This window comes from Psychrobacter sp. 28M-43, assembly GCF_014770435.1.
GTDB lineage: Bacteria > Pseudomonadota > Gammaproteobacteria > Pseudomonadales > Moraxellaceae > Psychrobacter.
This window is the reverse complement of sequence record NZ_CP061739.1, coordinates 2489834-2502072: the sequence shown is the minus strand read 5'-3', so window position 1 is coordinate 2502072 and position 12239 is coordinate 2489834. Positions and strand designations below refer to the sequence as shown.

The 12239-nt window shown below is 42.0% G+C and carries 12 protein-coding genes; 5 read left to right on the top strand and 7 right to left on the bottom strand.

What is annotated here, in order from left to right:
- Positions 1-172 precede the first annotated feature (172 nt).
- Positions 173-1630 (top strand): GGDEF domain-containing protein, encoded by a 1458-nt coding sequence (locus tag IEE84_RS10425; protein WP_191114129.1) that lies wholly within the window; start codon positions 173-175, stop codon positions 1628-1630.
- A gap of 113 nt (positions 1631-1743) precedes the next feature.
- Here IEE84_RS10425 and truD read toward each other — a convergent pair whose 3' ends face one another.
- Complete coding sequence (gene truD / locus IEE84_RS10420; protein ID WP_416383491.1) at positions 1744-2898, bottom strand: tRNA pseudouridine(13) synthase TruD; 1155 nt, start codon at positions 2896-2898, stop codon at positions 1744-1746.
- A gap of 384 nt (positions 2899-3282) precedes the next feature.
- Between truD and IEE84_RS10415 the strand changes: the two genes are divergently transcribed.
- Together IEE84_RS10415 and IEE84_RS10410 are read left to right on the top strand one after the other, a co-directional pair.
- Positions 3283-4944: an FAD-dependent oxidoreductase gene (locus tag IEE84_RS10415; RefSeq protein WP_224737770.1), complete on the top strand. Its 1662-nt coding sequence runs from the start codon at positions 3283-3285 to the stop codon at positions 4942-4944.
- A 365-nt stretch (positions 4945-5309) separates the two neighbouring features.
- Positions 5310-5933 carry a GNAT family N-acetyltransferase gene (locus IEE84_RS10410; RefSeq protein ID WP_191114127.1) on the top strand — a complete coding sequence of 208 codons (624 nt, stop codon included), beginning with the start codon at positions 5310-5312 and terminating at the stop codon, positions 5931-5933.
- 44 nt (positions 5934-5977) lie between these two features.
- Here IEE84_RS10410 and IEE84_RS10405 read toward each other — a convergent pair whose 3' ends face one another.
- The 4 genes from IEE84_RS10405 to IEE84_RS10390 all read right to left on the bottom strand — a co-directional run bounded on the left by IEE84_RS10405 (position 5978) and on the right by IEE84_RS10390 (position 9221).
- Positions 5978-6175, bottom strand: a complete 198-nt coding sequence (locus IEE84_RS10405; RefSeq protein WP_224737769.1) for a hypothetical protein — start codon at positions 6173-6175, stop codon at positions 5978-5980.
- Positions 6176-6439: 264 nt separating this feature from the next.
- Positions 6440-7804: a glutathione-disulfide reductase gene (gene gorA / locus IEE84_RS10400; RefSeq protein WP_191114126.1), complete on the bottom strand. Its 1365-nt coding sequence runs from the start codon at positions 7802-7804 to the stop codon at positions 6440-6442.
- Positions 7805-7978: 174 nt separating this feature from the next.
- Positions 7979-8431 carry a threonine/serine exporter family protein gene (locus tag IEE84_RS10395; RefSeq protein WP_165596871.1) on the bottom strand — a complete coding sequence of 151 codons (453 nt, stop codon included), beginning with the start codon at positions 8429-8431 and terminating at the stop codon, positions 7979-7981.
- 1 nt (position 8432) lies between these two features.
- Positions 8433-9221: a threonine/serine exporter family protein gene (locus tag IEE84_RS10390; protein WP_191114125.1), complete on the bottom strand. Its 789-nt coding sequence runs from the start codon at positions 9219-9221 to the stop codon at positions 8433-8435.
- Positions 9222-9354: 133 nt separating this feature from the next.
- Between IEE84_RS10390 and IEE84_RS10385 the strand changes: the two genes are divergently transcribed.
- Positions 9355-9636, top strand: a complete 282-nt coding sequence (locus IEE84_RS10385; protein WP_191114124.1) for a DUF503 domain-containing protein — start codon at positions 9355-9357, stop codon at positions 9634-9636.
- Between the two features lie 92 nt (positions 9637-9728).
- Here the strand turns inward: IEE84_RS10385 and IEE84_RS10380 are convergent, their stop codons facing one another.
- Positions 9729-10223 carry an REP-associated tyrosine transposase gene (locus IEE84_RS10380; RefSeq protein WP_191114123.1) on the bottom strand — a complete coding sequence of 165 codons (495 nt, stop codon included), beginning with the start codon at positions 10221-10223 and terminating at the stop codon, positions 9729-9731.
- A 377-nt stretch (positions 10224-10600) separates the two neighbouring features.
- On the opposite strand from IEE84_RS10380, the gene IEE84_RS10375 reads away from it, so the two are divergent.
- Positions 10601-11569 carry a P63C domain-containing protein gene (locus IEE84_RS10375; protein WP_191114122.1) on the top strand — a complete coding sequence of 323 codons (969 nt, stop codon included), beginning with the start codon at positions 10601-10603 and terminating at the stop codon, positions 11567-11569.
- A 144-nt stretch (positions 11570-11713) separates the two neighbouring features.
- On the opposite strand, the gene IEE84_RS10370 is transcribed toward IEE84_RS10375, so the two are convergent.
- Positions 11714-11989: a hypothetical protein gene (locus tag IEE84_RS10370; RefSeq protein WP_191114121.1), complete on the bottom strand. Its 276-nt coding sequence runs from the start codon at positions 11987-11989 to the stop codon at positions 11714-11716.
- Positions 11990-12239: the final 250 nt, after the last annotated feature.

The window sequence follows — 12239 nt, the reverse complement described above, 5'->3', positions numbered from 1 at the left end:
GAAATTATTGGGAAATAAATGCGTAAAATAGATTGATAATAAGGCAAGAACTTGTAACACTTGATATGAAAATTTCAGAGCGGATAATATGATTTGGCTTTGGTTTTAGCACTTATATATTCAACGCATTTATACCTTTTAATGTATTTATACTCTCTGCGGTAGCCCTTCTATGGCTGTATCGATATCCCATCTAGGTTACAACAAAATCTCTCAAATGATTTTTGAGTGGCAGGCTGCTGACCGAACATCGCTGATGGCCTTATTTATCGTGTTAGAAGTGTCATTGCATTGGTTCTGGTGCTTGTATGTCTGGTGGCAGCAGGATGCGTTAAACACCTATGTGAACATACATTATTTATATCCATTATGGCTTGGGATTAGCTTTGTTGGACTGTTCTTTTTATGCATGGTCAAAGGCTTATTTCATTCGAGCAATGACAATGAAATTGTTTTAAGTCGATGGCAGATAGCTTTGGTTTTGGTTTACACCGCCTACATTTCTACTGTTATTGTGATGATAGGGTACAGCAGTCTGTTTGCAGGCGTGTCGCTCGTCGGCGCTGCTATGCTAGGTATGATGTTGATCAGGCGCCGCTATGCTTGGCGTATGTTTTGGCTGCATATTATCTTGATGCTATTAGCGATCATGTCACCTTACTTTGGTATCAGTTTGCCCAATTTACGCCAGTTTACCGTTATTCATCCCATGCTTGAGAGTCATAACTATCTAACTTATAACGAGATTATGGCCGCTGAAAATATGGTTGCTGCGTTGGCTTTTGAGAACAACGTCTTAAATTGGGATAGTATCAACGAGCTACAGCGCTCATCCGCATTTTTTTGGCGGTCGACGCATTTATATTTAGCGCTGCCAAAAGCGATTTTTATCGTTTATATGTTCCGTGCTTTGCTATTGGTATTAGATGATAGTCGGTTTGAGACCTTACGACATGCCAATCAGGACGAGCTTACCCAGCTTAAAAATCGTCGCTACGGTCTGAAAAAGATGAAGTATGCCTTGGCTACTGTGCGAGAATATCAAGATTTAAGCGTCATGCTGTTAGATTTGGATTGGTTCAAACAGATTAACGATAACTATGGTCACGATGTAGGTGATCAGGTTCTAATTGAAATCTCACAGACGCTATCGCAGTCATTAACAGATGAGTCGATCGTTAGTCGCTACGGCGGCGAAGAGTTTTTGGTTGTAATGCCAGATACGAAGCATGATAGTGCTATGATGATTGCCGAGCAATTACGCCTCAATATTGCTGAGCATGTCATGAAGATTGAAGGTCTGGCTGATTTTAATGTGACAGCAAGTTTTGGATTGTATACCTTAACTCATGAAGAGCGAGATTGTATTGCGCAAGGCTACAAAACGATCACACAGCAAAAGACTGTCGCTCGAACGTCACCTCTTATCAAGCCAATTGCTACTCAGCGCGCGGAAAGCAAAATCGCCTCAATGCAAAAGCTGCCTAGTGATATCTGCCAACGACTTATTAGCATAGCGGATAAAGCCTTATATGAAGCCAAGCACCGTGGTCGCAATCAAGTTGTCAGTGCAAATGAGATGTGGGCCGAAAAAGAAGGCGGTAAGCAATCGCTTTACAAAAGCCGTTAGCCATTAATTTATTAACGATCAGCCATGCCGCTAACACTGTATAAGTATTATCGGCATGGCTGATATTCTATTGCTTAGTCCAATTTAGATGCCAGTTTCATTAATCCATCCAATCAGGACGCTAATTGCTGCACCAAGCTTGCGAGCACACTTGTGGCAAAGCTACCTGTCGTCAAAGTAAAGTTTAATACTAGCGTCTGATCGTCCGACCACTCCCAACTTAACGCCTCAATCGGCAGGCGTAGCGCTCGTCTTTGCGCCTTAATATCACGCTGCTCTAATCCAGTTGCCAATTGCATAAGTAGTGGGCTGTGTTGTACTACCTCGGTCTCTAAATCTGCAGCGCTACCGGTAACTTTATCATTACCCGTGCCCCATAGCACAGCAGTTGGGTGAATATCGCCACTATCAATACGAGCATGCAACGTATCATCTAGTGTCTCACTAGTGAATATCGATCCTGAACCATCTAAATTAAATACTTCGCCTGCTAGGCCGGTGTTCCAGCTACTATCACGTACTCGCGCTGCCAATATTTCATTAAATATCAAGCTACGTGCAGCAGACAATTCCATCGTATTTTGCTCGCGCGGGGCACGCTTACGTTTGCTCTTTTTTGGTTGTGGGCGAGGCTCTCGCGGCGGACGAGAAAACAGTGATAAAGCCTCTCTGACGTTATTACCCTGACGACCAAAACGCTGTGGACCAAAATAATTGGGTACGCCATTTTCACCAATGCGCGTTAAATGCTGCTCGACGGCCTCTTTTGCAGATAGTAGTTGCTCGGGTGATACGTTATTTTCGTCACTAGCGCTCGCAAACTGAATATCACGTAAAGTAATAACAAACTGATTGGCACGGTGCGTACCGCGATTGAGTTTTTTATTGTGCCAGTGCTGCGCAAGGATAGTGACAGACTCATTTTCGCCAATGTCCACTGGTGCAAACTCAGTAGGCGGTAATTGTTTTTTTGGTATACGAAGGCTAAACCACTGAGTCGTCAACGCGTGACGGTCTTTCAACCCTGAGTAGCCAACATCACGTAATGGAATGTCTGCCCACTCTGATAGTAGTTTCGCCAGATAAGCAGTATTCATGCCTGATTTTTCGATATGTAGCCACAAATGCTCACCTTCACCAGTGAAATCTAATGGCAATAGCTCGTTAACGATAAAATCAGTCGTATTGGCTTTATAAGTCGCTTGCTGTATTGGCTGCAAACTTGGCTGTGGCAAATTTGCAGTATCTGTAATAGCGGCGATATCCATATGAGCTAGGTCAATTTGCTCACTGGCTGTTCGTTCATTAACGTTTTGATCATTAGCTGTTGGATTTATAGTAGCAGCTTGGCTATCTAAACTATCTTGAGAAGTAATAGTGATTTCGTTTTGGTTGTCTTGAGAAGTCATAAGGTCGTCTTTTATTTTGTTTATTAATGATGATTAGAAGTAAAAGGAGTGCGGAAAGAAAATTTGCATAATTACGTTTTGCAACGCAGCAAACATACAAAAAAACATCGTGTGCGAGGCGCTCTTGCTACTATCAATGCATAGCATATTAAAAACAATAGGATAAGTTGAATTTGTCTGGTTGGTTACGGTCATTTTCAACCTGCTGTCATTAGACATCATTATAACTGTTAAGGAAGCATTATGACCGACGCAACGATCAACACAGTCACCATCAGTAAAGCGGATATTCCAAGCGGTGGCATGAAATCATATAAGCAAGAAGACGATAGTATCATTTTAATCACTCGAGATGACGATGAGTTCCGTGCATTCGATGGTAAGTGCCCACATGCAGGTGCGGATTTGGGTAATGGATTACGCTGTGGCAATCGGGTAGTTTGTCCTTGGCATCATGCAACTTTTGATAGTCGTGATGGAACCCTATTAGAGCCGATAGCGACAAAAGGTTTGACCCAGTATGAGCTGACTCATGATGGTGATAATTTGACAGTCGATACCTCAGCTCAGGTAACGGGGCAGGTAACGGGGCAGGTCGAAAATGACAAATTAACTGACACCCATACTATTATCGTTGGTGGTGGCGGTGCAGGATTTATGACGGCCGACCAGTTGCGTCAGGGTGGCTATGGCGGCAAGATTACGTTGATTAGTAAAGAGGATAAGGCTCCTTACAACCGACCTTTATTATCCAAAGCGTTTTTGGCAGGTAAGATGGACGAGGATAAGCTGCTATTGGGCGGTGTTGACTGGGCGGATAATAACAATATTGAGTTACGCCTCAACCAAACGGTTAGCGAAGTGCTACCCAATGAAGCGACCGTCGTCATAGAGGATAATGATGGCAACAGCGAGCGACAAACTGCAGACTTCTTGGTCGTCGCCACTGGCGCTAAACCAAACTTACCACCTATTACAGGTGCTGAGATAGATGGCGTATATACGCTACGTAGCATGAGTGATGCCAAATTAATTAAAGCGGCCAGTCATGATCAGCGCGTGGTAATCATTGGTACAGGTTTTATCGGTATGGAGACCGCTTCGGCATTAGCACAAGCTGGTACGACAGCTTCTATTACAGTGATTGGGCAAGGTAGCCGTGTGATGGGCAATATTGTCTCTGAAACGGTGAGTAACGCCTTAATTAAATTGCATGAAGAGAAGGGCATCAATTTTGTGTTTGACGCAACCGTCAATGAAATTACTAAGGTTGACCGTCAAATGGACAAGGATGGAGATAATAATAATCAGGCTTTCTCAAATGTAGGCGGTGTCACGCTGGCGAATGGTGAGCATATTGACGCCGATATCGTGATATTGGGTACTGGCGTATCTCCACGTACAGAGATATTGAGCGAAGTCAACGATCCAGATGGTGTGCAAGTCGATGCGCATCTACAGCTGCGCGATGGCGTCTACGCGCTAGGTGATATCGCTAAAGCTAGCAACCAAATGGGTCGCATGCGTATCGAGCATTGGCGCGTGGCGCTGCAGCATGGCATTGTCACAGCTGCTGCAATCCTAAATGACGACAGTGTTGACTCATTAGAGGCGCGTATTCCTTTCTTTTGGACCATGCAATATGGCAAGAGCCTACGCTATAGCGGTCATGCCGAGACACCAGATCACAATATCCTACTTGGTACGCCAGATACGCATGATTATATCGAATACTATTTTGATGATGAAGGCGAGGATACACGGGCTAGTGCAGCAAGTACGCTTGGACGTGATAAAGAGCTGGTCGCCTTCTCTGAGCTATTACGCCGTGGTCATACACCGACGCGCGCGCAGCTTAATGCAGGGTTTGACATTATTGAGCAAGCGCATGCATTATCGCGCTAGTACTATCAAGCAATAATTATTAGTATCTGGGGCATGTCATCAATTAGCACATAAATACATTTAGTGGTCTTAAAATGGCTAAATTTTGCTAAACATTGTCAGAAATCTTGCAAATATGTTCATATTAACGGCAATTTTTTCCTCGTTTATCTACAATTTTTCTCATTTTAAGCTGCACAATCTAAGTAATGACATACCCTAGACTGGCTTAGTGATCTAAGCCAGTTTTTTTATAGTCAAATTCATATAAATCTGCTACATCGTCATCTTCGTTAAGTATACTAATGTATAACTTGCATTCGTTTTTCTTGTATCGAAATCATTTGAATGTAACTATACATAGGCGGAAAAGGAAAAGTTATAATATGAGCGAAAATAATATAAATAACAGCAATGTAAAAACAGACCACTTTAATAAAGAGTCGGTATTTCTACGTGAAGCGACATTAGATGATATTGGCGCACTTGAGCAGTTATTGAATTGCTGCTATCGCGAGACAGCAGGTTGGACCAATGAGGCCGACTTAATCGGTGGTATCAGGACTACATCAGCGGAGCTCGCTGCTGTTATCAACGACCTTAATCACTATTACTTTGTCTATCCGAAAACCACAACGGGCGACCGTGATGGAGAAGAAACAGGTGAGATAATTGGCTGTATCGCTGTCGATATCAAAACCGATGCTGACTCGAACAAAAAAGCCTATATCGGCATGTTTGCGGTACATCCTGTGTTACAAGGGAAGGGTGTCGGCAACGTGATTTTACAAGCGGCTGAGACCTTTGCAGATCGTCATTTACAGTCACTGAATCAGCCTAGCCGTCTGACCATGTCTATCTTAAGTCATCGTCCTGAGCTTTTAGCGTACTATCAGCGCCGTGGTTATCAGTTCAATGGCAATAAAATGCCGTTTCCAAATGATGGCAATAATGGCGAGCCAAAGCGTGATGATTTAGAGCTATTAGAACTCGAAAAAATCGTTAGCTAACCAAGTTGGCTTAGTAAAAAACAATAAAAAATATTCTATCTCGCTCAACCCCAAAAATGACCAAAGGTCATAAACAGACCAATACTCAGCAGCACAAATGCCACAATGATTAAGCGCTTGAACCAGTTAAATGCTGGCAAGCGCGTGGCATTATCATCCGACATTAGATAAGCGAACAAAAACAATAGGCTTGCTGCCAAGGTCATGATGCCAAGCCCAATCGGTAATATAAATAAGTACACCTGCCACACAGTCATCTCTCAACGGTCAGTATTAATCGCATCATAACAGCATCGGGATTGCGCTGTCAGTATGCCTTGCTTTAAATTTTTCAATGCAAATAATGATTAGGAAAATACAGTAGTTATCAGGGCGATATAAAAGTTATAAGACGTTTTAGGTATACGAGAATATATGCTTGCGTCATGACTGACAATAAAAAAGGACGCTCAAATGGCATCCTTTTTTATAATAGCTAAGAATAAGAGTAATACTGTCCATTAAGCTTAACGCATCGTCACAAACTCTTCCGAGCCAGTTGGATGAATGGCAACGGTATTATCAAAGTCAGCTTTAGTCGCGCCCATTTTAATAGCGACGGCAAAGCCCTGAATCATCTCATCAACGCCAAAACCAATGCCATGCAAGCCAATAACTTTTTCATCATCGCCCAAGCATACTAGCTTCATGGTGCATTTTTGACGACGCTGAGTGACCGCGCTATACATATCGGTAAAGCTTGAGGTATAACACTTGATGTTTTCTTTGCCATAGCGTTCTACCGCGTCGATTTCAGACAGGCCAATCGTACCGATAGCTGGATGGGTAAAAATCACGGTCGGTATCAACGTATAGTCTAAGTGCTCATTAGGTTTGTTGTTAAACAAACGCTCAGATAAACGGCGACCAGCGGCAATCGCTACGGGCGTTAGATCTACGCTGTTTTCGATAATATCGCCAACCGCATAAATACCATCGACGTTGGTGTTTTGGAATTTATCAACTTTGATTTTACCCGTCTCGGTTGTCTCGACCCCTGTCACTTGCAGGTTGATACCGTCAGTTGATGGCGCGCGACCAATGGCCCAAATCAAGCAATCGACAGTATCGATACAGTCTTCACCGCCATCGTTAGTGGTTAAATCGAGGCTGTCATCGTCATTTTTGTTGACTTCACGGATCACCGTGTTGGTGTGTAATGTGATGCCAGCTTGTTCCATTTCTATCAGCAAAGTCTCTACGATAGTATGGTCAAACGTACGTAGTGGCGAGTGTTTGCGTACATACAAATGCACCTCGGCACCCAGACTGTTTAACACGCCTGCGATCTCGACAGCGATATAGCCAGCACCTACAATCGCCACGCGTTTTGGCAAATGATTCAAGGCAAAAAAGCCGTCAGAGTCGATGCCGTATTCTGCGCCTTTGATATCTGGCTGAATAGGATGACCGCCGGTAGCAATCAAAATATGGTCTGCGGTAATCAGCTCGCCATTTACTTCTACGGTATTGGTATCAACAAACTTAGCAAAGCCTTTGATCACTTCTACGCCGTTTTTAGCCAAGTTATTGTCATAAGCGCGGTGAATATTTTCAATATATTGTTGACGGCTCTGTACCAGCTTTTGGAAGTCAAAACCTTTAACATCGACATCAAAACCATAGTCTGGCGCATATTTATGGATAGCTTCAGCGACTTGCGCGCCATACCACATTACTTTTTTGGGAACACAGCCCAAATTCACACAAGTGCCGCCCAGTTGGTTGGCTTCGATAATGGCGCATTTTTTGCCATAGCTGGCTGCACGGTTGAGTGACGCGATGCCGCCGCTACCGCCGCCAATAGAGATATAGTCATAATGTTTGGTCATAATACGGTCTCTTTATTAAATTGTTATTGGTGCTGTTTCCGACTCTACTGTAATGGGTCTTATCATCCATCTTACAAGTTTTTTATGGTTAGCGTATGTTGAATCGCTTGACTATAAACGGTGCTTGGTTAAGAAAAGCCTAGCATTTAGATATTTAAATTCACTCAAACCCATTTATACAATAGGACGACGTCTATAAAATAACAGCCCTGGAATAGACAAGCCAAGCACCAATCCTGAGGTGACAAACAGCGCTTCAAACAAATACACCATCATTTGGCTAAATAACTCATCTGAAAAGCCAAAGTAACCAATCTGTACCATACTGACCATCGCCTTATAAGCGGCGATACCGGGCATCATACAGATGACGCTAGGCGAGATAAGCGCCTTGGGCGGTAGGGTATATTTCTTAGAAAAATACACACCCAAAAAGCTGGCAAGCATCGCGCCAAAAAAGCTAGCAACTACAATATGAATGTGTTGATAAACAAGCGCTGTCTTTAACCCAAAGCCAAATGCGGTCATCAGCAGACACGGTAAGATATAGCGTTTGGGTACGCTAAACATCAGCGTCCAACCAAGGGTGATGATACAAGACAGTACGACGGTCTCAATAAACCACATCTTAAAACCCCCAGTGCTGTATGCGCAGTAAAACCAATGCCATCACGATACCGACGCACGCGGATAAGGTGAGCATATAGGTAAAGACCGCACGCCCAACGCCAATATTGACATAGCCTTTTAGAATATCGGACAAAGAGTTAATCAAAGGAAAGCTAGGCACCAGGAGCAACACACTAGAGGCAACAGCGATATCGGCGTTATTACCAATATCAAAATAATAGGTCGTTGCCCCAATTAGTGAGGCAATAAAAGCGGTCACAATGACCGTGATAAAAGGGTTAAAGTGGTGCTTGGAGAGATAGATACGAGTAAACATCGCTACCATACCCGCGATGAATGTCACCGCCGTAATCGACCAACTACCACCATTCAGATAAGCAAATGCGGCACAAGACGCACCAACAAATATACTTACGAGCCATGTTGGATATACGGTCTTATCCAACTCATCAAAGGCGAGGGTAGTGCGGTTAATCAAGTCATTATGATCGACAGTGGCTTCGGTTTTATTGACGATTTGCTGGATTTGTACCAATAAATTGACATTGATGCTTTGATTGATGGTGTCTCTGGTAGTGGTGATACAGCGCTCGTCACAGATGGTCGTCAAGGTAATAGCATTGAAGTTCAGCGAACATTCGACGCTATTCATCCCCAAGGCAAGCCCCAAGCGTTTGGACAAGTCCACCACCACAGCAGACTCAGCGCCATACTGCATAAGGAGTAATCCGCAGCGTACACATAGTCGAGTAATGCGTTGCTGCTTTACGTAGCTGATAGAGGTCATGAGTTAGATACGCAGGTTGGTTGGTATTGATACACTATTATAAAGGGTATAGGTGCTGACGCGCAGACAATATCAGTCATTATCGAATATTATGTTGGCTGTTATTATAAAAATTTTTGGCAAGGAGTATAAAATGCACATCGCTATTTTGACTTTGACGTTTTCATTGCCCAGTTGTGGTTCGCTAAAAGAGAAACGCCACCGTATGGGCGGCTTGCATGCGCGCTTTGGCAATACGCCAAGCGTTGCGGTCTGTGAGAGCGGCGAGCGTGATCGGCATGATGCCAGCGAATGGACGTTTGTGATCGTTGGCCTGTCTAAACGTGAGGTTGAGTCGCAATGTAGTCAAATTGAGGAAAAGCTAGAACGTACGGTAGATGCACGGTTGATGAATGTTGAGAAGGAGTTTGTTTAGGTTAAACGTTAATTACCTTAAGTCTGAAAAATGTCTAATTTGTAGGTTGGGTGGAGCTTGCGACACCCAACATTTACTTTAAAAAAATATCCTCATCCGCTCCAATTAATAGGAAGCAAGCCATCCGTCACAAATCGATGGAATGAGGAATATGGCCAGTCTTTAACCTGTTTAACATACCCATGTTTAATAGGGTTCATATGAATATAATCAATATGTGCTCGATAGTCTGATTCATCGCGAATGCAATGCTCCCAAAATCGACGTTGCCAAATACCACGCTCGCTTTTTTTAAGTCTACTACTCGAAATAGATTCTGTTTTGGCAATGTTATAAGAAAAGTAATATTTAATGAGTTTTATTCGTTTAGAGAAGTCTGCATCATTATTTGGCATAGTACATAACATATGCAAATGGTCTGGCAAGATAACAATGGCATCAATGTAGAAAGGGTGTTTTTGTTTAACAAGTTTGAAGGAGTGTCTAAGTGTTGCAATTTCTTTGATTAGCAAATCGCTAGACCTATCAGCTAGGTTGATAGTGAAAAAGTAGGTTGCTCCTTTTTGATAGTGCCTTCGATACTGCATGCTATTCTACAAATTATAACTAATAACTGATATTACTTAATTTTGTTGGGTGTCGCAAGCTCCACCCAACCTACGGATTGTAGGTGATTCCACGTTTAAATTGTAGGTTGGTGTCGAAGGATGAGACCCAACGAATTGGTTTTGATGAATACGAGACAGTTGGGTTTCCTTCGTTAACCCAACCTACGACAGATTCAATGTTAACTTAGCTTAATATTGGATTGTTGGGTTTCCTTCGTCAAGCTAATCTACGAGCTGGCTTTTTGCCGATTAATCACTTGTAATACAATCATACAAGTAATTAACTTAAAATTTAGTTTTACAAGTAATTTACTTGTATATATAATTAAATTTTATCCAATAGGGAGTTGAAAAGTATGGGACGCGAAAACAGTGGTAAAGCAACGGCTTCAAAAATGACAACATCAGAGCGTAAGGCTCGTGCTATGAAAGGAGTAGAAGCAAGAAAACATAGAGCTAGCTTGCCTAAAGCAGGTTATGAAGGTGAGATAAAGATCGGAGATAATAGTTTAGATGTAGCAGTAATTGAAGGGGATGTACGTGTTATTAGACAGAACGCTGTTTTTGATGCGCTTGATAGACCCGGAAGAGGAAATGCAAGATTAGTCAATATTCCTACTTTTATGGATGCTAAAAATCTTCAGCCCTTTGTATCTGATGACTTAAGGAAAGTAATTAAGAAGATTGAGTATGTCGATTTAAAAGGTAATATTCAAAGCGGTTATGATGCGAATATTCTTCCACTAGTTGCTGATCTTTATTTAAAAGCTAGAGAAGAGGAGAAATTGCACCCGTCTCAAATAGGCACCGCTAAAAAAGCGGAAATACTAGTGAGAGCATTATCGCAAGTAGGAATGACTAGTTTAGTCGATGAAGTTACAGGCTATCAGGAAGCTCGTAAAAAAGATGCACTTGCTAAGCTATTCGAAAAGTTCGTAGATAATGAGTTGCAAGCTTGGATTAAAACTTTTCCTGACGACTATTATAAAGAATTGTTTAGATTATACGACATGCCATATCCCCCTGAAAATGGGAAGGTAAAGCGTCCAGGATTTTTTGGACATGTGACTAATAAAGTTATATACAAAAAACTAGCGCCTGAAATTTTGCCAGAGCTAAAAAATAGAGCTAAAAAACTAGGTAATAAAGGCACTAGATTACATCAGGTATTGACTCCGGACAAAGGTCATCCAGAACTAATGCAATTAGTATCATCTGTTACTACTATTATGAAACTGTCTAAAACAAAAGAAGAGTTTTTTGAGACGGTCGATAAAATACATCCAGATTTTTCAGAAAATTATGACTTACTCTCAAACAACTAAATATTTTATGCTTAATCAAATGAAACCCTAGGCAAGTTTTCGCTTAGTGTTTTTATATGTCAACATCAACCAAACCTAATCCAACAAAAAAAGGCCACTCCCTAAAGAGTAGCCTTTCATCATCAGTCATCTAAAAAGTATTAGTTATTGCGGACGGCCTTGACCATGTCCTTCAGGTTTTTTATAGCCTTTAGCCGTCATACAGGCTTCTAGTTTTTTCATATCACTTTTACTTGGACGACTCTCTTTAGACATTTTTACGCCAGCTCGTTGAGCACAATCATCCATCGCTTGTTTCATATCAGCGGACATCGCAGGTCTTTGATGATTGCGATCGCTTGCGCCATTTGACGTGCCGCTTGATGCGCAGGCGCTAACGCCAACAGTAGATGCTAATACAATAAATAGTAACTTTTTCATAAGAAGTCCTTAAGAGTTTCAGGGGTCGTACAAGAGTGGGTAGCGTCAATTCGTACGTGCTATACCGTTATTAACCAGTTGTTTCTATATCGTATGCGCTTACGTGTCATATCTCACCAGTTAAATATTAACGCATTTAACTTTTAAGTATTTTTAATAAATATTAAGAAAGGTAACATAGCGAAGTAACTTAAGTTTTAGTTTATATATCGATTTCCATTCATAGCTTACAGTTTGCGCTTTGCCTTAT

Excerpts from the sequence above, each read along its gene's own strand:
- IEE84_RS10425 (WP_191114129.1), top strand. The coding sequence starts at position 173 with ATGGCTGTATCGATATCCCATCTAGGTTACAACAAAATCTCTCAAATG.
- truD (WP_416383491.1), bottom strand. The coding sequence starts at position 2,898 with ATGGATATCGCCGCTATTACAGATACTGCAAATTTGCCACAGCCAAGT.
- IEE84_RS10415 (WP_224737770.1), top strand. The coding sequence starts at position 3,283 with ATGACCGACGCAACGATCAACACAGTCACCATCAGTAAAGCGGATATT.
- IEE84_RS10410 (WP_191114127.1), top strand. The coding sequence starts at position 5,310 with ATGAGCGAAAATAATATAAATAACAGCAATGTAAAAACAGACCACTTT.
- gorA (WP_191114126.1), bottom strand. The coding sequence starts at position 7,804 with ATGACCAAACATTATGACTATATCTCTATTGGCGGCGGTAGCGGCGGC.
- IEE84_RS10395 (WP_165596871.1), bottom strand. The coding sequence starts at position 8,431 with ATGTGGTTTATTGAGACCGTCGTACTGTCTTGTATCATCACCCTTGGT.
- IEE84_RS10390 (WP_191114125.1), bottom strand. The coding sequence starts at position 9,221 with ATGACCTCTATCAGCTACGTAAAGCAGCAACGCATTACTCGACTATGT.
- IEE84_RS10385 (WP_191114124.1), top strand. The coding sequence starts at position 9,355 with ATGCACATCGCTATTTTGACTTTGACGTTTTCATTGCCCAGTTGTGGT.
- IEE84_RS10380 (WP_191114123.1), bottom strand. The coding sequence starts at position 10,223 with ATGCAGTATCGAAGGCACTATCAAAAAGGAGCAACCTACTTTTTCACT.
- IEE84_RS10375 (WP_191114122.1), top strand. The coding sequence starts at position 10,601 with ATGGGACGCGAAAACAGTGGTAAAGCAACGGCTTCAAAAATGACAACA.
- IEE84_RS10370 (WP_191114121.1), bottom strand. The coding sequence starts at position 11,989 with ATGAAAAAGTTACTATTTATTGTATTAGCATCTACTGTTGGCGTTAGC.